The organism is Rothia sp. HMSC069C04 (assembly GCF_001812895.1).
Taxonomy (GTDB): Bacteria; Actinomycetota; Actinomycetes; order Actinomycetales; family Micrococcaceae; genus Rothia.
In genome coordinates, this window is record NZ_KV810736.1 from 497303 (window position 1) to 521478 (window position 24176).

Consider the following 24176-nt stretch of genomic DNA (forward strand, 5'->3'; position numbering starts at 1 on the left):
GGCTCGGTGAAGGATCCTTCACCGAGCCCCGCCTTTTGCGACCTAACGCCCCGCGCTCTCGGTACCCTCAGCGTTCTCAGCGCACTCAGGTCACGAGCCATCAGGTGGTGTTCATGCACTACCCGGCGGAATGGTGCTTGCGATAATGCGATACTTTATTCCTAAAATATCAATTCTGCTATGCAACTATTTATGCCGGGATGAGGAATATCTAAATCTTTACTTCAATCTCTCAATATTGTCTTGACTAGGCAATTCTTTATTTTTATCCCAAAATCAAAAAAATACATTAGCTGTGCCACATTCCCGGTTTTTGGAGCTTTGCAATGAGGGAAAGGTGCTAGGATAGCAATATCTCACCGCATAAACCACTTCCGAAATAAACTCCTCCAGGGGCTTAGAAAACATTGCACATTAATGCAGTAATGTGCATTTTTCTTTCCGTTACCGCACTGCCAACGCGGCACACAAAGAAATATAAATGTTTTCCGAAAAGTGCATTTATGTGAGTGGGTCATCCTCACCAACTGCCGCTTCCGGCACTCACATATGCAAAGGACCCCGATGTCTTTTACCACTCATCCCTCCTCGCACCGCATCGCACGCGTCGCACTGAGCATGGGAACCGCCGCAGCACTCGTGGCCTCCCTGGGCGCACCCGCAACCTTCGCGGCTCCCGCCCAGACCAGCAACGCAGCTCGCGCCGCAGCACACACGACCATCTCCTCCCTCAGCTCCGATCAGCAGAAGGCAGGTTTCAACCGCTTCGTCATCACCTACACCGATGACGCATTGAACGCCGGCGGCATCAACTGGGCAAGCCCCGCGGGCACCCATGTTGCCACCTGGAGCGATTCCCTCTACTCCGGCATCACCGCCGACGTGCAGAAGATCGACGACCTGCTCAATGTCAAAACCAACTACGTGCGCACCACCTCCCAGAAGGCAACCGTGGTGACCACTTCCTCCAAGCTCACCGCAGAGCAGGCGGAGAAGTACATGGCGGCGCTGAGCTCCAACGCCTCCGTCGCCTCCGTCGAGCCCGACCTGATGCGCCGCTCCAGCGCGCGCCGCCAGGCCACCAGTACCCTGGCCAAGGCCGCAAGCGCTTCGAAGACCCAGGCGGCCGTCACCCCGAATGACACCCTGTACCCCCAGCAGTGGAACCTACACGACGCTAAGGGCATCTCCACTCCCGAGGCCTGGGCCACCACCCAGGGCTCCGGCGTGACCGTTGCTGTGATTGACTCCGGCATCGTCAAGCACCCGGACCTCGACGCGAACGTTCTGCCCGGCTACGACTTCATCACCGAGCCCTCCATCGCCCGTGACGGCAACGGCCGCGACGCCGACCCCACCGACCAGGGCAACTGGGAAGAAGCCGGCGTCTGCGACGCTGGCTCTGAGGCCTCCGAGTCCAACTGGCACGGCACCCATGTGGCCGGTTCCATCGCCGCAATCATGAACAACAAGCGCGGCATCGCGGGCGTGGCTCCTAACGCCAAGATTCTGCCCCTGCGTGCCCTGGGCATGTGCGGTGGCTACGACTCCGATATCGCGGATGCCATGGTGTGGGCCGCGGGCGGCACCGTTGAAGGCGTGCCCGCCAACACCCACCCCGCCCAGATCATCAACCTCTCCCTCGGTGGCGAGGGTACCTGCCCCGCGACCTACTCCAAGGCCATTGCCGAGGTGAATAAGCGCGGTGCCATTCTGGTGGTTGCCGCCGGTAACGACGATCAGGACACCTCCAAGATTGCCCCCGCAAACTGCGGCGGTTCGATTGTGGTTGGCTCCACGAATCAGAAGGGCCAGCGCAGCGATTTCTCCAACTACGGCAAGATCGTTGATGTGAGCGCCCCCGGCGACGGCATCATGTCTACCGTGGACCTCGGCACCACCGTATCCACCGGTGCCGGCTACACCGAGTACGATGGCACCTCCATGGCGGCTCCCCAGGTGGCCGGCATCATCGCCCTGATGAAGTCCGTGGACCCCTCGCTGACCGCCGATCGTGCAAAGCAGGTCCTCAAGCAGAGCGCAAAGCCGCTGACCTGCAATGTGAACGCATGCGGCGCGGGTATCGCGAACGCCGCGAGCGCTCTTGAGGTCCTGCAGGGCAAGAACGCCGCCCCGGCGCACCCCAAGCCCAAGCGTGCACCGAAGTACCCGACCCGTGCGGCTCGCACCGGTTACGTGACCAACCCGACCACGAATCACAACCCGCCGTTCCTGATTACCCCGCACGGCCTGATTCCCGGTCAGTAATTCGGTGAGCTCTCACCCCTCAGTCTTCCGGCGGCGTTAGCCGTGGGAAACCTCAAAGAATGACAATCACAAAGCCCCCGCCGGGTACGTCCCGGTGGGGGCTTTGCGTGAACAGAACACCGCACGCATCAGGTGCGGATTGATTTCTCCCGGCCGTCCTCACGACTAACGAGCGGGAGAGGCTGAGGGCTCGAACGGTAATCCGTCCAGCGCCGGTGGCTACCGAAACGGGCCACCGGTCTAGGTGGACCGGGTGCGCGAGCCGCGCAGGCCGGCAGCTTCCAGTCGAGCCGATTCGTAGCTGAGGGCGCGCAGACCCGACGCTCCGCCGGAGCGTAGAACCACAGGCGCCTGCTCCCGGGCCACACCCCGGTACGAGCCACCGTGAGCCTGATCCTGTGCCCGGCCCGCGGGGATCCGGGTGGAGTCGGCCTTCCGCGTGCCGGATTCTTGCGAGGGCTTATCCGCGAACACCCAGCGGCGCTGAACCGCAAAGCTCACCGGAATCAGGATGAGCTCGGTCAGAATCTTGGCCACCAGCAGGGATGCGCCCAGCCCGGTCAGGGCTTCCATGAGGGCCGCATTGGCGGCGAGGATGCACACCGCCAGCGTCGCGTATCGCACCAGCGAGGAGGAGGTCGAGGGCCGCGAGCCCCCGTCATGCATAATTATGCGATTGACGGTGAAGTTCGTCAGCGCCGAGATGACGCGTGCCCCCACCACTGCCCCCAGGAGCGGAACCCCCAGAGCCACGAGCGCGAAGAGCGCGAGCGCATCCACCAGGAACCCGGTCACAAACGAGGACGCCAGGAAGAGCAGCAGCGGCGCGTAAATACGGGCCGAGTCCTGCAGAGGCCTAAAGTGGCTGGTCGGGTTGCCCGGCTCGTACACCTTGACGATGGGTACCTGCACCAGCTCCATCTCGGCGCGCGTGGCGCGCAGCAGCATGGAGAACTCGTACTCGTACTTATCACCCGGAATCTGTAGCAGCCAGTCCAGAATCTGCGGGGTAAAGGCACGCAACCCGGTCTGCGTATCGGCCACGTGCTTTCCGGTGGCTAGGGCGAAGAACCCAACGGTTACGCTATTGCCGACCTTAGAGCGCAGCGGAACCCTAGTGCCTTCCTCCCCCGCATCCGGATCGGGTAGGGTGCGTACGCCCAGGACGATGGCCCGCTGTCCGGAGGCGGCCAGGCTCTCGGCGCGCACCCCCGCCCGGAAGATGTCTTGGGGTAGGTGCTGGCCGTCCGCATCCGCGGTCACGAGAATCTCACCGGGGCGATTGGTCCGCGCCCACTCGATGCCGGTGCGCAGGGCCGCACCCTTGCCTCGGTTGACGGGGTGGGTCCGAACGATGGCCCCATCCAGGTGCAGCTCGGTAAAAATTGGCGCATAGGTGCTACCGGATCCATCGTCGATAACGAGAATCTCTGCGCTCGCGTCTTGCGCCTTTAGAGCGTGCACAAGACGGACAAGAGACTGGTCAGGCTTATATGCGGGAATTAGAATAATCATGATGCGCTCCCGGCAATGTAGAGAATGTCGCTGGTTCCACGCTCCTTCGTGCCACCCTGGGGGCGGTTGACCAGCTTGTTGTTGAAGACCATGGCGGAGGAGCCACCACCGTCCAGGTTGTAGGCGCTCACGCAACCCAGGTCCTTGAACATCTGCGCGAACTCGGTCATGGTTACGCCGCGCGAATAGTTGGTGGAACGGCCATCGACCACGGTGAAGACCAGGTGGTTGGCGCCGAGCACACCCACACCGGTTCGAGGCTGGTTACCCTGAATCGAGTGGTTACCGAAGTTGGTGTCCACCTCAACGCTGTCGATGCCATCAACGATTGCGGAATCCTTCACCAGGGCCGGGCCGAAGGAGAGGGTGTTCCACACGCCCTCGTTGACGAGGGTCTGGGCGTTGGTTGCGGTTTCGTCGTAGAGCTTGACGGAGCCGTCGCGGTAGAAGGCGAGGCCTTCACGTGCACCGGAGTCACGGTAGACAACACCGTTTCGGATCACGATGCCGGTGGTACGGAAGCCGTAGTAGTCGCCGTTAATGGCCCAGATACCGTTGTGCTCCGATGCGATATTCGAGGGGGTATCAATGATGTTCTGGCCGAACTTGTTGTTCGCAAAGGCGCTACGCAGCAGGGTCGCGTTATCGAGCTTGATGTCCGCGACGAAGGAAACAACCGCGTCGGAGCCGCTACCGGTGGTGGTGGAGGTGATGGTAATCGAGCCTTCGTTAGCGGTGAGGCTCTGGCCATCGATTTTCACCCCGGTCAGTTCGCTAGGGCTTGCGGTGGCGGAGCCGGATGCCGAGGCGTTCGCCTGGGCCGCGGCCGCCTCGTAGGCGGTGGTATCTTCGATCTCGGTGTGCTCTGCCAGGTAGCGATTGTAGGCCCAGCCCGCGCCGCCGCCAACAACGGCGAGCGCGCCGAGGCCGCCTCCGATAAAGATACGGCGGGTGAGCTTCTTCTTGGCGAGCTTCTGTTCTACTGCGGCTTGCTCTGCGGCGGTTTGTTCTGCCGCGGCCTGGGTGGTCTGGTTGCTGTTCTGAGTCATGTTCTGTTCGTTATTCATGACTCTAGATTGCCCGTGTACTCTCAGCGCCAGGCATGACTAAGCTGTGCCTCAGCTATGTATGCTTATTCAGCCGAAATTATTTTATGCAGGGGTGTTCCGTCTTTCGAGGCCTCCGGCTGAGCGGTCTCCTTCGTGTTTTTCTCGGTTACGCGTCCCCTTATCCGCGCTCCTCCCGGGGCTCGCCCTCTCGGCTTGGGGTATTGAGGGCACGAAAAAACCGGCTGAGCACCCCGTGCGGGGCCTCAAGCCGGTTCATCATCTGTAGAATACGCTCGGTCGATACCTACCGAATCATTCCGCGTATCCCTATGCCTCATCCTCGTAGGAAGCGTACTTTTCAGCGTATGCCGAGTAGTCGTCCTCGTCGTCATAGCGGCGGCGGGACGAATCGGAGGACTTGGTATTCTTCGCGCTGCTGAGCTCACGCTCGAGAGCGCTGTAGTCGGTCTCGGGGCTGAAGTACTTCATCTCCCGAGCCTGCCTTGTTGCTTTAGCCTTCTGACGGCCGCGCCCCATGGCGTGACCCCCTCTTTCATCCTGTCCGAAGCTACGGGCGCGCGGGGCACGCCCTCCCTCGGATCGTTCTACAGTCTTTACTACACTATAGAGTACCCTGTTTTGACGTTCAATGTCGCGCTCTGCAACACGTATTTTACGGAGCGGAGCACCCCTATGCACCAGAACATCCGTTTTATTTTTCTCGCTCTCGGCTCTCCACGCACGGAACCCCGCATCGAAGGCATACTCAGCTTCGAAGCGGGGTTCGTGTCTCTCGAGCGGCTCACTCACAAGACCGGCATCGAGAGAATCAGCCGCACCGGTCATGACCTCCGGCGCGGGGTCTATGGGATTCCCAAGTTCCGGGCCCTAGCTTGCGGTGAAACTACCCAGCGAGGTTGCGTTCGAGGCCACGGAAGTGCTGGAGGCATCCACGCTATCGGTCGTGGTGTACATCGTGTAGCTCTGGCCCTTGGTGATATTGGCACTGGAAACCAGAATCAGTGAGGTGTTGGAGTTGGTCACCTTGTAGTTGGCCACCACCTTACCCGAGGAATCGGCCACCTGAATGGTCGTGCCGCTGCTGACATTCGACAGGTTCGTCAGCTTCACGTAGCCGCTGGTGGAGGAGGATGCGGGCGCCTCGAACATGTCGCCAGAGTTACCCGCAACCACGGTCGTACCGTTGAGCAGCAGGTCGCCGTTGGTATCCAGCGAGGTGTTACCGCCCGTGAACGGGCCGTTCACGACCAGGGTGCCGCCCGAGAGGGTTGCCGTACCGTTGGAGTCGATGCCATCGCCGTTTGCGTTCACGGTGACAGTACCACCGGCAATGTTGATGGTCGCGTCGACAACCTCGAAGGTGCCGTGGCCACCGCCCATGCCGCCGCCCATGCCACCGCCGCCACCGGCCGGGGGCTGACCCATGTTACCGGAGGGCGCCTGGCCACCTGCCGGGGGCTGACCGCCCTGACCGCCCTGCGCTGCATTACCCTGTGCCGACTGGCCGCTCTGGGTATTCTGCGCGGTCTGGTTGCTCTGCGCGGTCTGGTTGCTCTGGGCAGTCTGGCTGGTCTGCGTAGTGGAGCTCGACGTCGACTCGGTGCTGGATGAGCTGGAGGTGCTGTACGAGGCGTTGATGCCGTCATCGGAACTGGTCACGTTCACGGTACCGTCCAGGATGTTGATGTACTGCGCCTCGATACCCTCGTTCGACTCGGTGATGTTCAGGGTACCGCCCGAAATCTCCAGCACGCGCTCAGCCTTGAAGCCGTCGTCACCTGCAGAGATGTTCACGGTACCGCCGCCCAGGCGTACCCAGCCGCGGTTGCCGTCGGTGTCGTTAGTTGCCTTGATGCCGTCCTTGGTTGCGGTCACGGTGATGGTGCCGTCCAGGATATCGACGTAATCCTTACCCTTGATGCCGGTGTTTGCCGCGTTCACTTCCAGGGTGCCGGAGGCACTGACCAGGCCGTCCGTGGTGTGGATACCCTCTTCGTACTTACCTTCAACCTTCAGGGTGCCTTCGCCCGCCAGGGTCAGGTCGCTCTTGGAGTAGATGGCTGCGTCGGGGCTGCCGCTGGCGGTATCGGAGTAGGAGGAGCCGTCAGAGACGGTGTTCGTGCTACCCGAGGCGGTGTAGATAACGACCTCGTCCGCCTCAACCACGTTGATAGCCGCGCCGGTGGAGTTGGTGATAGTCGCGTTATCCAGGATCAGGCGGACCATGTCACTGTCGGCTGCCTCAACCTTGACCTGGCCGCTATAGGTGCCGCTCAGGCGGTAGTTACCCGCCTTGGTGATGGTGATGACGCCATCGCTGACGGTCACGCCGTCGGTCGCGGTCGGGTTAGAAAGATCGATGGTGACCTCGCTGGAGGAATCCCAGGTCAGATCCTTCGCGGAGTAGTGGGTGTCCTCGGCGAGCTTCGCGCCGCTCTTCACGTCGGTGGAGAAGGAATCGGCGGTCTTCGACTTGGTGTCGGAATCGCTCGAGGTGGAGGTGCTGATGGCGCTCGTCGCGCTGGTGTTCGATGCCGAGGTTGCCGAGCAGCCGGTCAGGGCCAGGGCCGCCAGGAGGGTAATGGAGGTTGCGCTCTTAATCATATTGCTCTTTTTCACGGGTTTTCCTTTGTGTTTGGGTGACCACTCGCGTAGAGCCAGCGCCACAGGGGTAAGACGTATGTGAAATGTGAACATGTGTGAGAGCGGTTATTGCCTATGTGGGGTGAATAAAGCCGATGTTGTGCTTGGTTCGGGGGATATAGATGAGGGGCTGGGGGTGCGGGTAAGGTAGGTGCACTACCCTACCCGCGCATCCCAGATCGCCGTTTTAGCCAGATTGCCGTTTTAGGCGGCTGCGAAACGCTCGGTCAGCAGCTTCTGGTAATCCTCTTCGGTCATGTCATCCACGTTCAGGCGGGTGCCATCGACCGGTTCCAGGTGCATCCAGTTCTCCAGGGTCTCTTTCCACTTGTTGCTTGCCAGCTGCGGGTTCAGCGCCGCCACGCCGGTTGCAAACTTGGAAATCTTTGAGGGGGTGATGCCCGCATCCCAGAGGTGCTGATCCGCTACGGAGGGCTCCACACCGGACTTGGTTTCGATGATGACCGTGTTCGGCAGGCCGTAGGTGGTGCCGACCAGGTTGCCGTGGAAGTTACGGTAGTTCACGCCCGCCATGAGGATGTTCTCGGACAGCGGGGTCCAGGTCAGGTTGGTGTCCACCGTCATGCGGGAGGCGACCGGGTTCTTCTCGCTCTGCGGCAGGAAGACCGTGGTACGGCGGTACCCGGTGGTCAGGACCGCCTCCAGCTTGTGCACGGGGCCCGCGAGGATGTCACCAAGTGCCGCAGTGATGTACTCGTGGCCTTCCGCGGTGAGCGTATCGCGCTTCTCGAAGGTGTACGGGATGCGCTTCTTGACGGTCATGTCCTGCTCGCCGTCGGTCTTGACCTCCAGGAAGGTCAGCTTCGAGTCCAGGTAGCTACGGGTACGGATTTTGAAGGTATCGTCGCGGCTGTAGGCTGCCGAGTGGTAGCTCTGCATCTGCGGGGTGTCGAAGTAGACCGAGTCGTAGGCGAAGTCGCGCTGGCCCTTGATGTCCATGACGGAGGCGTCTGCGTCAAGCGTGGAGAGTACCTTCGCGGCGGTTTCCGCATCGACGATGTACTTGCGGTCCACACGGGTCTGCATGGCTGCCTTCTCGTTCATGGCTTCGAGACTGATGCTCTTCCACTCTGCGGGGATGATGTTTGCGGCTGCGTTAGTCATGGGTCTTCGTCCTTCTGGGGCGCCGTCCCTGCGTGCTGTGCGCTGGGGGCGGCGTGTCGTGGGTATCGGAGATGTTTGTGCAGTTAGAGTGAATCGGAGGCTTTTATACCGGCTGGTCTTACTTGCCTACCGGGGTGCGCTGGAGCGGAACCATCCGGGTGTCCAGGGTGGTGTGCGCCTCGGCGGTGGGAACCTGAGGTGCTGCCGGGTAGGCCGCAGGAGCCTGCGATGCTACCGTCTGAGCGGCTACAGGCTGAGCCGCAATCGGTGCTGCGTTAGCCGGTGCTGTCTCCACTGCCGCGGGGGTGCCGCCCTCGGTGGTTTCCTTGGGTTGGTAGGTGACGGTGGCGCGGGTCAGGTTGTTCACCATGTCCAGCTCGGTGATCTTCGCCGAGGTGACGGTGTAACCCAGGCGAGCACTCAGGTATGCCTTGAGCTCTTCCTCGTCGCTGATCGCACGATCGGCGGTGACGGCCTGAGTCTGATCGGTAGAGACCGGGGTGCTGCGCGAGTCGAGAATCGCGATCAGGGCGACCAGGGTAGCCATGAGGCCGAAGGCGATGTACGCCGGGCTAATGTTCACACCTGCGATCATGCCGACCGAGAGGGCTACGAAGTAGTAACCCACCTCGCGCTGGCTCAGGGCGGTGGAACGCAATCGGATAATCGACAGGACACCGAAGAGGCCCATACCCATAGCGGATGCGTTCGATCCGGCGGATACCAGCGCCACCGAGACGGTGAAGATGCCGGCGTTGATGACCGCGTAGGAAATCATCAGTTCGCGGTTGCGGTGCCGCACCATGTAGAGGGTGCAGAGAGCTGCGATGGCTATGGCATCGGCAATCGCCATGGTCAGAATAGTCATTGGGTGCTCCAGGTATCGTGTCGTGATGTTCGCGGTGCTCTTTGCTGTCTGTTCTTCAGCTTCGGGCTGTGCGTTCTTTGTAGTATCTAGATTCCCGTGCAAGCCTGTGTTTACCCTGTGCTCGCCTTAACTTATAGATAAGTGTTATATGTCTCTAATAAATACCCTAATCGTGGCGCTATTCAATCGTAATTTTTCTCTTTTCTCGCGTCCTTGACGGAGCATCCCACAGCTTCAAAAAGCACAAAAAATGGGCTCCCTCCGATATGGAGGGAGCCCATAAAAGCAGCTAAAAACTTAGCGACTAGGCGTTATTATGCCTTCTTGCGCATACGGGTTGCCACGATGGTCGCGCCACCAGCACCCAGAGCAATCAGACCCAGACCAGCAGCGGTCATCGCGTCGGATGCACCGGTCTTAGCCAGGGAAGAAGAGCTCTTGGAGGATGCGTTCGAAGAACCGGAGCCCAGGTTGTCATTCGAGCCGGAGCTCAGCGAAACGCTGTCAGACTTGTTGGAGTTCTCGTAGTTCGGCTGCTCTTCGCAACCTTCATCGTCACCGTCAGCGTCGAACTTATCGCGGAAGTCCGGGTCACCCCTATGAATAGAGGTGCCGCGGTCTGCCCACACGTCAGCACAGTTCTGGTACTTGTAGGTCTTCTCGTCCTTTGCGGAGGAGTCGGAAGCCTGGTCAGACTTCTGGTCTTCAGACTTCTGCTCTTCGGCAGGCTTGGTTTCCTTAGCGTCCTCAACTGCGGGTGCGGAGGTCTCTTCAGCAGGCTTGGGAGCCTCGGTGGTCGGCTCAGCAGTTGCTTCCTTGGAGGGCTCGGGAGTGGGATCCTGGGTGGGTTCCGGAGTCGGGTCCTGAGAAGGAGCGGGGGTCGGGTCCTCCGAAGGAGCCGGTGCGGGCTGCTCTGCAACCTTAATGGTCACGGTAGCTGCCTTACCGCCGCGGGGAACGTCGCCGTCCTTCAGGGAGCCGGACAGCAGGTAAATGTCAACGGAAACGCTGCCGTGCAGCTCTTCCTGCCAGGGGATGGTGGCGGAGAAGTTACCATCGCTATCAGCGTGGATTTCCAGGTAGTCCTGGCCGTTAATCTTAACGGCGCCCTTGTTCAGCTTCAGAGCCAGAACGGAGCCGGAGGTGCCGTCAGCGGTCTTGAAGCCCTCGCCACCAATGTTCAGGCCCTGACCCTCATACCAGGTGTCGGGGGCAATGAACTGTGCAGAGTCTGCGTAGGTGTAGACAGTCTGAGGCGCGCCTTCAACAGCGAAGGTTGCGGGAACGGAAGTAGCAATGAGGCCACAGCCAATCAGAGCGGTGGCACCGATGCGTGCGATGTTGTTTCGAATGTTCATGCCCCCCATTCTAACGAGCGAAGCTTGGGATACCGGCTCCCAAGACGCCAATTTGCCATGACCTGACTCACAAACCGGGGTTTTCTTGAAGGTTTATTGAAGGCATGGTTGAACCATAGAGACCTTTTGCACCGCCGTGCACCCCTAAAGTCTCAATTGAGACTTGAAGAAACCAGCAAGTACATGCGCCATCCCACCGACACAACACGCCAACAAAAACCACCCCGTTAAACGCAAGAATCCCCTCCGCCGAACATTCAAAAGCGTTCAGGAGAGGGGACTCTCACGCACCGCACCGGGCGGTGACGATAGTTTTAGGAGTTCTTGCGGTTACGCACAGCGGTCACGCCAGCAACGCCCAGACCCAGAGCTACCAGGCCCAGGCCAGCCATGGTGAAGGCGTTGGAAGCACCGGTGTTAGCCAGGGAGGAGCGCTGAGCGCGGCTCGAAGTGGAATTGCTCGAAGAGGAGGAACCGCTACCCAGGTTGTCCAGGCCGCCAGAGTTGCGGGAAGAAGAACCCGAGGAACCGTTGGAAGAGGAACCGTCCGTCACCTCGCTGTTGATAACCTCGCAGCCCAGGCCGTTACCATCGTTGTCGAACTTCTTACGGAAGTCCGGGTGGCTTTCGTGAATGGGCGCCAGGCCAGCAGCCGCAACCTCTGCGCAGTTCGCGAAGCGGGTGCTCTCAGCCGAAGCGGTCACCTGCTCGGTAGCGGAGGTGGAATCACCCAGCTGATCCTTCGCTTCGTTCGCTACAGGTGCGTTCTGCTCAGTAGTGGCCGAAGCGGAAGCCGATGCGGAAGCAGAAGCCGAAGCAGAGGGGGTTGCAACCACAGAAGCGGAAGCCGACGCGGTAGCCGAGGGGCTCACCGAAGCGGTAGCGGACGCCTTCTCATCGGCGCGGTCCTTGATCTTTGCATCCACGGAGGCAACAACCTCATCAGCGGCGGTAGCCGAAGCCGAAGGAGTCGCAGATGCGGAGGGCGCAACAGAAGCGGAGGGGGTAGCCACCACGGAAGCCGAAGCAGAAGCGGTTGCCGAAGGGCTCACCGAAGCGGTAGCGGAGGGGGTTGCTTCCTGAACGGAACGAGCCTCAATCTTCACGGTCGCAGCCTTGCCGCCGCGAGCGGTGTCGTTGTCCTTCAGGGAGCCGGAGAGCAGGTAGACGTCCACGGAGATACGCTCATCCAGGTCGTTCTGCCAGGGAATGGAAACGGAGAAGTTGCCCTTCTCGTCAGCCTGAACTTCCAGGTAGTCCTTGCCGTCAATCTTGACGGAGCCCTTGTTCAGCTTGATAGCGATGACGGAGCCGGAGGTGCCGTCCTGAGTCAGGAAGCCTTCGCCGGTAATCTTCAGGGTTTCGCCCTTGTACCAGACCTCAGAGATGTGGGAAGTCGCCTTGTCGGAGTAGACGTGGGTGACGGACTCTTCACCGTTCTGAGCGAACGTTGCGGGGATTGCGGTGACCGCCAGACCGCAGCCGATCAGGGCGGTGGCACCGAAGCGAGTGATAGTGTGTCGAATGTCCATCCCATCATTTTATCCCCGCGCTCTGGGTGTATCCGCCTGTCCAGGGGCTATTTGCAATGACTTGCAACACAAAATAGCACTTTCGTGCAGTTAACGACGGGCCAGCTATAGGTCAGTGCACGCGCGGCAAAATTCGCTAGAGAAACAGCATTCACTGGAAAACAGCGCAGCCTAGACCTCTGCAACGACTCCAGCAACCTTAAACGTCAACGGCGTCGAGCATGAGTTCCAGCGCCTCACCCACGCCGGTGCGCCACAGGTAGGTAGCCTTCGCATCCGCACGACCGGGGCCGCCATTGATGACAGCGACCGGCTTGCCGGCACGCAGAGCCTCCAACACAATCTTGTAGCTACTCATAACCGCCACCGAGGAGCCCACCACCAGCAGCGCCGAACATTCAGCGAGCATGGCGTCCTTGAGCGCCTTACGTTCGGCGGGCACGGACTCACCAAAGTACACCACATCCGGCTTGAGGCGGGTCGAACCGCAGGCGATGCAGGGCACCATCTGAAAATCGCGAATATAGCGCTCGTCCAGCTCCACGTCACCGTCAGGGTTCACGCGCAGCTCTTCGTCTTCAAGGCGCGCCAGGTAGCCGGGGTTCGCCGCGTCCAGGCGTGCATCCAGGCTTTCGCGGCTCTCGTCCTGCCCGCAGTCCAGGCACACAATACGGGAGAGGTCACCGTGCAGTGCCAGCAGGCGGCAGCTTCCAGCGCGGGCGTGCAGCCCATCCACGTTCTGCGTAATCACGCCGCTCACGGCACCCAGCTGCTCCAGCTCGGCGAGCGCATAGTGGGCGCGGTTCGGTTCGGCTCGGCGCATGCGGCGCCAACCCACGTAGGAGCGCGCCCAGTAGCGTTGGCGGGCGGCGTCATCGTAGCGGAATTCCTGGTAGGTCATGGGGCGGTGGTCGTGCAGGGAACCGCCGGGTCCGCGGTAGTCGGGGATGCCGGATTCGGTGCTTACTCCCGCGCCGGTGAGCACGAGAACCTTACCCGCCTTGAGTAGCTCGGCAATACCCGCGGAGGCGTATTCTTCGTCGTGCGGGGTGGCGTTCTCAGAGACAACGCGCTGAATCGAGCGGATTGCGGCACGGTGCACGGAGGCGATTTCTTCGCGCTGCTCACCGGCGGCGGCGAAGTTCTGGTGGTCAGTCCAGCGGTCCATTCTTCTCCTCAATGCTCTGTGTACTAGTGCGGTTCAGCGCGGTTCTAACGCGTTAAACGGCTGTGGGGCACCCCCTTTCGAGGGTACCCCACAGCCTATTTCGTATGGTTTCGAATGTGCAAACTCAGCCACGGGCTAAGTCCGCCCAGCAGACCGGTTTAGTTCTCAGCCTTCTGCTCACGCTCGGAGGTCACCGACAGACCGTCGCTGGCAACGTCCGGGTTCACATCCACGGTCACGGTGTCGCCGTCGTGGATTGCACCGGAGAGGATGCCTCGAGCCAGGCGGTCGCCAATCTCGCGCTGTACCAGGCGGCGCAGCGGGCGGGCACCGAATGCCGGGTCGTAGCCGGTCTTACCCAGCCACTCCAGGGCGGCGGGGGTGACGTTCAGGGTGAGGCGGCGGTCCTCCAGACGCTTAGCCATGCTCTTGATCTGCAGGCCCACAATCTGGCCCAGGTTCTCAGCCGACAGGGGCTGGAACATGATGATGTCGTCCAGTCGGTTGAGGAACTCGGGGCGGAATGCCTGGTGCACAACCTCCAGTGCCTTCTCGGAGCGCTCCTCGAAGGGCAGGTCCTGGTTGACCAGGTACTGCGAACCGAGGTTCGAGGTCAGGATCAGGATGACGTTGCGGAAGTCCACGGTGCGGCCCTGGCCGTCGGTCAGGCGGCCGTCATCGAGTACCTGCAGCAGGATGTCGAAGACCTCGGGGTGTGCCTTCTCAACCTCGTCGAGCAGGACCACCGAGTAGGGGCGACGGCGTACAGCCTCGGTCAGCTGACCGCCCTCTTCGTGGCCGACGTATCCGGGAGGGGCACCGACCAGGCGAGAAACGGTGTGCTTCTCGGAGTATTCACTCATGTCGATGCGCACCAGGGCACGCTCGTCATCGAACTGGAACTCAGCCAGTGCCTTAGCCAGCTCGGTCTTACCAACACCGGTCGGGCCCAGGAACAGGAAGGAACCAATCGGGCGGTTCGGGTCGGAAATACCGGCGCGGGCGCGGCGCACAGCGTCAGAGACGGCAACCACTGCGGCTTCCTGACCAATGAGGCGGGCACCGATGCGCTTCTCCATTTCGAGCAGCTTCTCGGATTCGCCCTGCATCATGCGACCTGCGGGAATACCGGTCCAGGAGGAAATCACCTCGGCGATATCGTCCGCGGTGACCTCTTCGGAGACCATGGACTCGCTCTTGGCGGTGTCCTCGGCGCGCTGTGCTTCTTCCAGCTCAGCCTGCTTTGCGGGAATCTCACCGTACAGCAGGCGGGATGCCTCGGCGAGGTTACCCTCGCGCTGTGCAACCTCTGCGCGGGAACGCAGCTCGTCAATCTGGGTCTTGATGTCACCCACACGGTTCAGGCTAGCCTTCTCGGCCTCCCAACGAGCGTTGAGGGCGTCGAGCTGTTCCTTCTTGTCAGCCATGTCCTTGCGCAACGCTTCCAGACGCTCCACGGATGCGGGATCGGTCTCGTCGGCAAGTGCCAGTTCCTCCATGGTGAGGCGGTCCACGGCGCGGCGCAGCTGGTCGATTTCCTCCGGTGCGGAGTCAATTTCCATGCGCAGGCGGGATGCTGCCTCGTCAATCAGGTCAATTGCCTTGTCAGGCAGCTGACGGGAGGGAATGTAACGGTTGGACAGGGTTGCTGCGGCAACCAGCGCGGAGTCAGCGATCTGCACCTTGTGGTGTGCCTCGTAGCGTTCCTTCAGGCCGCGCAGAATACCGATGGTGTCATCTACGCTGGGCTCGCCCACGTACACCTGCTGGAAGCGGCGCTCCAGTGCGGGGTCCTTCTCAATGTTCTCGCGGTACTCGTCCAGGGTGGTGGCACCGATCAGGCGCAACTCGCCACGGGCAAGCATGGGCTTGAGCATGTTGCCTGCGTCCATGGAGCCTTCGGACGCGCCCGCACCGACGACGGTGTGAATCTCGTCGATGAAGGTCACGATCTGACCCTCGGACTTCTTGATTTCTTCGAGGACAGCCTTCAGACGCTCCTCGAATTCACCGCGGTACTTTGCGCCTGCGACCATGGAGCCCAGGTCCAGGCTGATGAGGGTCTTGCCGCGCAGGGATTCGGGCACGTCGCCAGAAACCATGCGCTGTGCCAAGCCTTCCACGACGGCGGTCTTACCGACGCCGGGCTCACCAATCAGCACGGGGTTGTTCTTGGTACGGCGGGAAAGCACCTGCACAACGCGGCGAATCTCAGAGTCGCGGCCGATGACCGGGTCAAGCTTGCCCGCGCGGGCAATAGCGGTCAGGTCGGTACCGTACTTTTCGAGCGCCTGGAAGGTGCCTTCGGGGTCGGGGGTGTCCACGGTGCGGTCTCCTCGGACGGTGGGGATGGTCTGTGCAATGAGCTCTGCGGTAGCGCCGAGCTTGTGCATTGCTTCAGCGGTGCTATCTGTGCCGCTGGCAATGCCGAGCAGAATCATTTCGGTAGAAACGTAGGTATCTCCGAAGCCCTGGGCGCGGGTCTGTGCCGCCTGCAGAGCGGAGAGCGCGGCACGGCTGAGGGAGGCGTTCTGCACGGAGGCACCGGATGCCTTCGGCAGCTTCTTGATTTCAGCGGATGCCGCCTCGGAGATAGCGTCCACATCCAGGCCTGCAGCCTTGAGGACTGCTACGGCGACGCCTTCGCGCTGGTCCATGAGGGCCTTGAGGATGTGCGCGGTTTCAATAGTGGGGTTACCGGCGGTTTGAGCATTAGTATTTGCCGCCGAGATAACTTCTTGACTCTTGGTCGTGAACTTGTTGTCCATGATGTTCCTTTCGCATTTCGAGGGGCTTATCCTATGCGCCCCTGCATTACATAACTTGAGTCTACTCCACTCAATTATGTTTCGCAAGCCTCCTGCAAAAAAATTTTCATATTTTTCACCCCACCTCACCCCACCTCACACCCCTGACCCCCAAACAAAAGCCCCGGACAAAAGCCCCAGTCAAAACCGCATTGTTATACTGACCGGACTGGGTACTTGCGAGGCTGGGCGCTTGCGGGCTCCCACAACAATCACAGTCACGAATGGGGACCCACATGAAAATACTGGTTATAGGCGCAACCGGCCGCACCGGCTACCTCTTCACCCGCAAAGCCCTAGAGGAGGGGCACACCGTCACCGCCTACGTGCGCAACCCCGACAAGGCGCTAACACTTTTGGGAGCGCACCAAAATCTCACTATCGTTCCGGGAGCCCTGAACGATGCCGAGCAGCTCGCCGCAGCATCCTCCGGGCAAGACGTGATGGTCAGCATCCTGGGCCAGAAAGCCACGGTACGAGAGTTTCTCTCCTCCACGTTCATGCAGGAGCGCCTGCCCCTCATCATGGAGGCGGTCACGGGCGCAGGCGTGAAGCATTGCGTTCTGATGAGCGCCTACGGTGTGGGCGATACGGTACGGACCGCGTCCCTGCCCATGCGCCTGGTATGCAAGGTCATCATGCGCGGCATTTTTACCGACAAGGTTAAGGCGGACGCCCTGGTTGCCGAATATCAGCCGTATATTTCGCGGGCGCATCCGGGCAGGCTGACCGATAAGCCCGGTAGGGGCGGGGTGAAGGTATTTAACATGGCGAGTGTCGAACGCGTTCCGGGCATTCCGACGATTGCCCGTGAGGACGTTGCCAATGCGCTGCTCACTATCGCCAAGAACCCCCAGAACGCGGGCACAGATTTTTTGGTGACGATTGGGGACACTGTCCTACGCTCGCCTCAGAAATAAACCGGTAGGCTTAATGACATGACGACTACGAACACCTTCCCCGCCGCCATTCTCTTCGACCACGACGGAACCCTGGTTGACACCGAACCCGTATGGGCTGCCGCTAAGGTTGCTCTCGCCGCAGATTTCGGTGGCACCTGGACCGAGCAGGACACCCTCGATTGCTTGGGTCTGTCCATGCAGTTCACTCTGGATCGCCTGCGCGAGCGCGGCGTGGATCTGCCGGACGAAGAGATTAATGAACGTCTTGTGGCGAAGGTGCATGACGCCCTGGCGCACCAGCCGGTAGAGTTCCTGCCCGGTATTGAGCGTTTCCTTTCGGAGGTTCGCGAGGCGCAGATTCCGGCGGCTATCGTCACCAATGCGACCACTTCCGTAGCGCGCCGTACCGCAAACGCGGCTCCCGAGGGCACATTCTCGGTCATTATTGGTAACGATGAGACCACTCACCCCAAGCCGGACCCGCAGCCGTACCTTTTGGCAGCGGAGCGTCTGGGTGTTGATCCGACTCAGTGCGTGGCGATTGAGGACTCCCCTTCGGGCGTGCGTAGCGCAACCGCGGCGGGTATGCGTGTCATTGTTGTGCCGGGCGAGCTGGAGGTTCCGGCGGAGCTGGGTACCGTGCGCCTCAAGCATGAGGAGCTGACCCTGGAGGCGGTTCGCGCGCTGGCGTAGCCGCGTAGTTTGCAGACTGAAAGCTCTACAGAGAACTGAATACACTTCACCGTAAAGGGTGGGATGCACAAGATGAGATATCGCGCATCCCACCCTTTGTGTGCGCCTGGGCGGTGAGCCACGCGGGCGTTTGGGGCTGGCACGTTTGGGCAGGAGCTTTTAAGTGCGGCGCGACACATAGATGACAATTTATTACGAATTACTCAAAATAACCTTGACAATGGTTCCTTAAAATGATTTACTCATAATAACGATTCGGCGGGGCGACAAATCCCACCGAACCACAAGCATCACAGCATCATGAAGGAGACCATCATGGCATTCGCAAACTACACCGCACCCGGCCTGACCCTCGAAGAAGGCAAGGGCATTTCCGAGGTTCTCCAGGCACGTCTGCACGACCTGAACGACCTGCACCTGCTGCTGAAGCACGCTCACTGGAACGTGACCGGCCCCGGCTTCATCGCCGTTCACGAAATGATTGACCCCCAGGTCGACACCGTCCGCGAGTTCGTCGACGCCATCGCAGAGCGTATGGCAACCCTGGGCGCAACCCCCAACGGCCTGGCTGGCGCACTGGTCGCACAGCGCACCGTCGAGGACTACCCCGTCGGCCGCGCACGCGTTGCTGACCACCTGCACGCCCTGAACGACGTCTACACCCGCGTGATTGAGGCTCACCGCAAGGCGATCGCGTTCGCTGGCGAGTCCGACCCCGTCACCGAGGACCTGCTGATCGGTCAGACCGCCGAGCTGGAGAAGTTCCAGTGGTTCATCCGCGCGTTCCTGGAGAACGGCGAAGGCAACATCTAAGCTGCAACCATCTACGTCGTAGCCTCTAAACGACAGCCTACCTATGGCGGCACGTCATATAGGTATTAGCTTTTAGAGTCACGAACCGGGCGGGTGCGCTTCCTTATGGAGGGTGCACCCGCCCGGCTTTTTATGCTCGAAGATGCCCCGCTTCTTCCCGACACTTTTACCTTTCCCGGCGCTTGAGTCCTCGTCCGTGCGGTATCACAAAGTACGTTGAGGCGAACAATAACACCGGGTTAGGCCGTCCTAGATTTTCTGTTCGGAGTGCTCTACAGTGGTTCACTGATTAACACAGAACGCACAGACTTGAACGCATGGTTGAGCACCCGGGAGATACCCGGAGCGACCCGCATCCGGCGGAAAGAGAGATATGAGCACGCACGCGACGCACGAGCACGGCGAAGACACGTACGGCGAGCAGACCGAGAAGCTTCAGGCTGACGCGGCCGAGACTGAAAGGACCGTAGCTGAGGCGACCGAGCACAAGCCGACCCGCCACAGTGCGGTTACTTCCCCCTCCCCCGCGCAGATTAAGCGTTGGCGCCGCTACCTGGCTGATGAGGAGTCGGAGGCGCGCATCTACCGCTACCTGGCTCGCCGCGCCGAGGGCACCGACCGCGAAATCTTGCTGCAGGTTGCCGAGGCAGAAAAGCGTCACCAGCAGCATTGGCGTGACATGCTCGGTGAGCACGCGAATGTGCACGTGCGCCCGTCCATGCAATCTCTGGTGTTGCAGTTCTTGGCGAAGAACTTCGGTTCGGTGTTTATTCTGGCGATGGCTCAGCGCGCCGAGTCCCGCTCCCCCTACGCTGAGGATCCAGACGCTACCGAGGAAATGGCGGCTGACGAGGCAATTCACGAGGAAATTATTCGCGCCCTGGCGACTAATGGTCGCGAGAAGCTTTCGGGTAATTTCCGTGCGGCGGTCTTTGGCGCTAATGACGGTTTGGTCTCGAATCTGGCGCTGATTATGGGTATTACCGCATCGGGCGCGTCCAGCTCGATGGTTCTGCTCTCGGGTATTGCGGGCCTGCTGGCTGGTGCGCTGTCGATGGCGGCGGGTGAGTTCGTGTCGGTGCGTTCTCAGCGTGAGCTGCTGGATGCATCCCAGCCGACCCGGGTGACCCTGCGTGTGGCGGGTGATTTGGATCTGGACGCTAACGAGCTGGAGCTCATTTACCGTGCCCGCGGTATGGAGCCGGAGGCGGCGCATCACCGTGCGATGGAGCGTTTCGGCTACATGGATTGTGACTGTGATCCGTCGCTGTCTCACCGCGAGGATGAGGATCGTGAGGAGAATGTGGCTTTGGGTACCGATATTGGTGCTGCCGCTGCGTCCTTTGCGTTCTTTGCTTCGGGTGCGTTGGTTCCGATTCTGCCGTATATCTTTGGCTTGTCGGGTGTGTTCGCGATGGTGCTGTCTCTGCTGTTTGTGGGTGCGGCGCTGGGCTTCACCGGCGGCGTGGTGGGTCTGCTTTCGGGCGCGTCCCCGCTCAAGCGCGGTGTTCGTCAGATTCTAATTGGCTTTGGTGCAGCGTTTGTGACCTACCTGCTGGGTCTGGCGTTCGGCACGACGGTCGGCTAGTTACAACACCCCTAATAAGCTCTCCCAAGTGTATATAGCCGCTCTGGAATTCGTTTTCAAGCATTTGAGAACTATACAGATGCAGAAATCCCCCGGTGGATACATTCAGTGTATCCGCCGGGGGTTTTCTATACGCTTGTACCCTGCATGAGGGGTTGCCCTACTACGGGCTGAGCCCTATTACGGGTGAATCTCCGCGGTGGTGGCCTGACCGGAAACGCTCTCAGAACCGGTCGCGCCGTTGCCGGAGTAGGTCAGGTTAGCGACCTGCACGCTGGACGTCTGCTTGTACGAAACCCAGCCGTCGTTTGCCGGGAAGCGCAGCTGCGCCGGCATGAAGTTAGTCTGGCTGTAGTACTTGGTGCCGGACTGCTTCATGGTGTACGCCTTGCTGGTGGTGTAGACGATACGACCCTTGAAGGTGTAGGTGCCGTCGGAGTTCTGGGTGATGGTCGGTACTTCTGCGGTCCAGGTGCCAGCGGTCTGTGCGACGGACAGGTACTTTGCCTGGCCTGCGGAGGCTACCAGTTCGGTGGTCTTACCGGTCAGCTTGCGACCGGAGGGGGCCCATGCCTGGCCGTTGATCTTACCGAACTTAAGGAGCGACTGTGCGCTGGCGGCGACGGTGTACTCAACCTCGGTCACGAAGGTTGCGCCAGCTGCGAGGGTGACGCTGCTGCCGGGGATGTAGCCGGTGCCGGTTGCGGTGTCCTTGGTCGGTACGGACCACCAGAAGCCGCTGGAGGACATGTATGCGCCGTTTGCGCCGGTCTGGGAGTTGGTGACGGGGGTGAACTTACCTTCACCGTTGACGTAGGTTGCGCTCTTGGGCTTGGAAGTTGCGTCGTCCCAGTTGATGTCGGAGTCGGGGGTGGTGGAGGCGGTGAAGTGTGCCTCGGGGCTTGCCGGGTTGATGGTGCCGGTGTTGTTGGAGGATGCGTAGCCGACGTAGCCGCCGTTGTTCTGCACGCTGACGTACACGCCGTACTGTACGCCGGGGGTTTCCTTGGATGCGGCGTAGGCGGGTACGGCTGCGGAGGCTGCGACGACGGGTGCGGACCAGACGCCTGCCTTGGCGATGGTGCGGCGAGAGATGGGCTGGGTCATGAGTGTAGTGATCTCCTGTGAGTGGTGGTGTTTCTTGGAGCCGTCAAGAATGATTCTGACTAGGCTCAATGCACTCCAGTATACAAAGGTTGAGGTTATATCTGCACCTTATGAGGGCAGATGTGCACAATCTTACTTTCTGTCGCAAGTTCTACCGCTCTGGTTCAAACATCTCAAAAGCGCCCTCAAATCCAAGCACTGTTCGACAGCTGGAGCGGCTCTATCCCTCCTCTTTTCCCCAGCGCACTCCCCCAGCGCCTTCGAGCATTAGTCGATGCTGTCTCTGTTGAGCTCCGGGTTAAAGCACAGATGCCGGTAGCCTCATGGACTACCGGCATCTGCCGCAATACTATGCTGTTTACTTCGCTGCGAAGATTTCGCGCATCAGGTTTGCAGCCTCGGAGGGGGTCTTACCGACCTTCACGCCTGCTGCTTCCAGAGCTTCCTTCTTCGCCTGAGCGGTACCGGAGGAACCGGAGACAATAGCGCCTGCGTGGCCCATGGTCTTACCCTCAGGAGCGGTGAAGCCTGCGATGTAACCGACGACGGGCTTGGTCACGTTTGCCTTGATGTACTCTGCAGCACGCTCCTCAGCGTCACCACCAATCTCACCAATCATGACGATTGCTTCGGTCTCGGGATCAGCTTCGAAAGCTTCCAGAGCGTCGATGTGGGTGGTGCCGATGATGGGGTCGCCACCAATACCGATAGCGGTGGTGAAACCAATGTCGGACAGTTCGTACATCAGCTGGTAGGTCAGGGTACCGGACTTGGAAACCAGACCGATCTTGCCCTTGCCGGTGATGTTCGCCGGGATAATGCCGACCAGGCACTCCTCGGGGGAGATGATGCCGGGGCAGTTGGGGCCGATGATGCGGGTAATCTGCTTGCCGTTCTCGTCCACGGATGCCTTAGCAGCTGCCCAGAACTCTGCGGAGTCCTGAACCGGAACGCCCTCGGTGATGACGACGACGAGGCCAATCTTAGCCTCGATAGCCTCGAGAACTGCTGCCTTGGTGAAGGCCGGGGGAACGAAGACGATGGAGACGTTAGCGCCGGTCTTCTCCATAGCCTCAGCTACGGAACCGTACACGTTCAGCTCGATGTCGGAGCCGTCCTTCGCCTTGTGGGTGACGGTGGTGCCAGCCTTGCGAGCGTTCACGCCGCCCACAATGTTGGTGCCTGCTGCGAGCATGCGTGCGGTGTGCTTGGTACCCTCGCCACCGGTGATGCCCTGAACGATGACCTTGGAGTCCTTGTTCACAAAGATAGACATATTACTTCCTTGAAATCCTTTGCTGGCGATTACGCCTTGTGAGCGAGCTCTGCTGCCTTGTCAGCGCCGGAGTCCATGGTCTCAGCCAGAACAACCAGCGGGTGGTTCGCCTCGGAGAGGATGCGGCGACCCTCAGCAACGTTGTTGCCGTCCAGGCGCACAACCAGGGGCTTGGTTGCTGCGTCGCCCAGAATCTCCAGAGCCTTCACAATGCCGTCTGCCACTGCGTCACATGCGGTGATGCCGCCGAAGACGTTCACGAAAACGCTCTTGACCTGCTCGTCGCCCAGAATGATTTCCAGGCCAGCAGCCATAACCTCAGCGGATGCGCCGCCACCAATATCAAGGAAGTTTGCGGGCTTGACGTTGCCGTGGTTTTCACCAGCGTATGCAACGACGTCCAGGGTGGACATAACCAGACCTGCACCGTTACCAACGATGCCGACCTCGCCGTCCAGCTTCACGTAGTTCAGGTCGAACTGCTTTGCCTTAGCTTCCAGCGGGTTCTCAGCGGACTTGTCCACGAGAGCCTCGTGCTCGGGCTGGCGGAATTCTGCGTTGTCGTCCAGGGAGACCTTGCCGTCCAGGGCGAGGATGGTGCCCTCGGGGGTCAGAACGAGGGGGTTAACCTCAACCAGGGTTGAGTCTTCCTTGGTGTAGACTTCGCCCAGCTTGATGAGAACGGGAACAACCTTCTCCTGCAGTTCTGCGGAGAAACCTGCTGCCTTAGCAATTTCCTCAGCCTTAGCCTGGTCCAGGCCAACCAGCGGGTCAACCTCGATCTTTGCCAGTGCCTCGGGGCGCTCAGCAGCGAGCTGCTCAATTTCCATACCGCCTTCTACCGAGCACATTGCCAGGTAGGAGCGGTTTGCGCGGTCCAGCAGGAGGGAGAAGTAGTATTCTTCGGCGATGTCTGCGCCGTCAGCGACCAGCACGCGGTGAACGGTGTGGCCCTTGATGTCCATGCCGAGAATTGCCTTAGCGTGCTCGTAAGCTTCTTCGGGGGACTTTGCGAGCTTAACGCCGCCAGCCTTACCGCGGCCGCCGGTCTTAACCTGAGCCTTAATGACGGTCAGGCCGCCAATTTCCTCAGCTGCTGCCTTTGCTTCTTCAGGGGTGGTCGCAACAATGCCCTTGAGCACGGGTACACCGTGCTTTGCGAAGAGCTCGCGCGCCTGGTATTCGAAAAGGTCCACAGGTGTCCTTCTTCTTCGAAGTGGTGCCGAGTACTGGTGCACTCGGCCTGGTCATTAGAGGTGTCTTCCCCTGTGTGTCCGGTACGTGCGATAGGTATCTCTCGCACCCGGCGCACACGCATCATTGACGCGGGGAATTTCTCTCGTCTCTACTCTATCGGATTCGGCGTGAGCTCGCACTCACGGACCCCCAAATCTGAGATTTTAGCGACTCAGCTCACAAATATTTTGGGTAGGTTTTACCCAA

Annotated in this window: 18 protein-coding genes; 5 read left to right on the plus strand and 13 right to left on the minus strand. The window is 60.4% G+C overall.

Going from position 1 to position 24176, the window contains the following annotated elements; genetic code table 11:
• Positions 1-564: 564 nt before the first annotated feature.
• Positions 565-2268, plus strand: coding sequence for a S8 family peptidase (locus tag HMPREF2879_RS04715; RefSeq protein ID WP_070634924.1), 1704 nt, complete (start codon positions 565-567; stop codon positions 2266-2268).
• 240 nt (positions 2269-2508) lie between these two features.
• On the opposite strand, the gene HMPREF2879_RS04720 is transcribed toward HMPREF2879_RS04715, so the two are convergent.
• From HMPREF2879_RS04720 to clpB, 10 genes are all read right to left on the minus strand, one after another.
• A complete protein-coding gene (locus HMPREF2879_RS04720) occupies positions 2509-3783 on the minus strand; it encodes a glycosyltransferase (protein WP_049343173.1) in 1275 nt (424 codons plus the stop codon).
• On the minus strand, positions 3780-4850 hold the full coding sequence (locus HMPREF2879_RS04725) for a phosphodiester glycosidase family protein (protein WP_049343172.1): 1071 nt from the start codon (positions 4848-4850) through the stop codon (positions 3780-3782). Before HMPREF2879_RS04725 ends, HMPREF2879_RS04720 begins: the two co-directional genes overlap by 4 nt.
• Positions 4851-5159: 309 nt before the next feature.
• Positions 5160-5369 carry a DUF3073 domain-containing protein gene (locus tag HMPREF2879_RS04730; RefSeq protein ID WP_049331591.1) on the minus strand — a complete coding sequence of 70 codons (210 nt, stop codon included), beginning with the start codon at positions 5367-5369 and terminating at the stop codon, positions 5160-5162.
• A 351-nt stretch (positions 5370-5720) separates the two neighbouring features.
• Positions 5721-7472, minus strand: coding sequence for a carbohydrate-binding domain-containing protein (locus HMPREF2879_RS04735; RefSeq protein ID WP_049343171.1), 1752 nt, complete (start codon positions 7470-7472; stop codon positions 5721-5723).
• Positions 7473-7700: 228 nt separating this feature from the next.
• The gene (locus HMPREF2879_RS04740) at positions 7701-8621 is read right to left on the minus strand and encodes a polyphosphate polymerase domain-containing protein (RefSeq protein WP_049343170.1); all 921 of its coding nucleotides are present in this window, start codon (positions 8619-8621) and stop codon (positions 7701-7703) included.
• A 118-nt stretch (positions 8622-8739) separates the two neighbouring features.
• Positions 8740-9489, minus strand: a complete 750-nt coding sequence (locus tag HMPREF2879_RS04745; RefSeq protein ID WP_070634925.1) for a DUF4956 domain-containing protein — start codon at positions 9487-9489, stop codon at positions 8740-8742.
• 314 nt (positions 9490-9803) lie between these two features.
• Positions 9804-10847 (minus strand): excalibur calcium-binding domain-containing protein, encoded by a 1044-nt coding sequence (locus tag HMPREF2879_RS04750; protein ID WP_070634926.1) that lies wholly within the window; start codon positions 10845-10847, stop codon positions 9804-9806.
• Between the two features lie 314 nt (positions 10848-11161).
• Positions 11162-12379, minus strand: a complete 1218-nt coding sequence (locus tag HMPREF2879_RS04755) for an excalibur calcium-binding domain-containing protein (protein WP_070634927.1) — start codon at positions 12377-12379, stop codon at positions 11162-11164.
• Positions 12380-12578: 199 nt separating this feature from the next.
• Positions 12579-13547, minus strand: coding sequence for a Sir2 family NAD-dependent protein deacetylase (locus tag HMPREF2879_RS04760; protein ID WP_070634928.1), 969 nt, complete (start codon positions 13545-13547; stop codon positions 12579-12581).
• A 158-nt stretch (positions 13548-13705) separates the two neighbouring features.
• Complete coding sequence (gene clpB, locus HMPREF2879_RS04765; protein WP_070634929.1) at positions 13706-16315, minus strand: ATP-dependent chaperone ClpB; 2610 nt, start codon at positions 16313-16315, stop codon at positions 13706-13708.
• 275 nt (positions 16316-16590) lie between these two features.
• On the opposite strand from clpB, the gene HMPREF2879_RS04770 reads away from it, so the two are divergent.
• The 4 genes from HMPREF2879_RS04770 (at position 16591) to HMPREF2879_RS04785 (ending at position 20350) form a co-directional block, all read left to right on the plus strand.
• Complete coding sequence (locus HMPREF2879_RS04770; protein WP_070634930.1) at positions 16591-17274, plus strand: NAD(P)-dependent oxidoreductase; 684 nt, start codon at positions 16591-16593, stop codon at positions 17272-17274.
• A gap of 18 nt (positions 17275-17292) precedes the next feature.
• Positions 17293-17949, plus strand: a complete 657-nt coding sequence (locus HMPREF2879_RS04775; protein WP_049353925.1) for an HAD family hydrolase — start codon at positions 17293-17295, stop codon at positions 17947-17949.
• A gap of 315 nt (positions 17950-18264) precedes the next feature.
• Entirely contained in the window at positions 18265-18762 is a 498-nt protein-coding gene (gene dps / locus HMPREF2879_RS04780; RefSeq protein ID WP_049338363.1) for a DNA starvation/stationary phase protection protein Dps, read from the plus strand.
• A gap of 373 nt (positions 18763-19135) precedes the next feature.
• Positions 19136-20350 (plus strand): VIT1/CCC1 transporter family protein, encoded by a 1215-nt coding sequence (locus tag HMPREF2879_RS04785; protein WP_070634931.1) that lies wholly within the window; start codon positions 19136-19138, stop codon positions 20348-20350.
• Between the two features lie 180 nt (positions 20351-20530).
• Here HMPREF2879_RS04785 and HMPREF2879_RS04790 read toward each other — a convergent pair whose 3' ends face one another.
• The 3 genes from HMPREF2879_RS04790 to sucC all read right to left on the minus strand — a co-directional run bounded on the left by HMPREF2879_RS04790 (position 20531) and on the right by sucC (position 23929).
• The gene (locus HMPREF2879_RS04790; RefSeq protein ID WP_070634932.1) at positions 20531-21457 is read right to left on the minus strand and encodes an amino acid oxidase; all 927 of its coding nucleotides are present in this window, start codon (positions 21455-21457) and stop codon (positions 20531-20533) included.
• Between the two features lie 358 nt (positions 21458-21815).
• Positions 21816-22733 carry a succinate--CoA ligase subunit alpha gene (gene sucD / locus HMPREF2879_RS04795; protein WP_005508195.1) on the minus strand — a complete coding sequence of 306 codons (918 nt, stop codon included), beginning with the start codon at positions 22731-22733 and terminating at the stop codon, positions 21816-21818.
• A gap of 29 nt (positions 22734-22762) precedes the next feature.
• Positions 22763-23929 carry an ADP-forming succinate--CoA ligase subunit beta gene (gene sucC, locus HMPREF2879_RS04800; protein ID WP_070634933.1) on the minus strand — a complete coding sequence of 389 codons (1167 nt, stop codon included), beginning with the start codon at positions 23927-23929 and terminating at the stop codon, positions 22763-22765.
• Positions 23930-24176 lie beyond the last annotated feature (247 nt).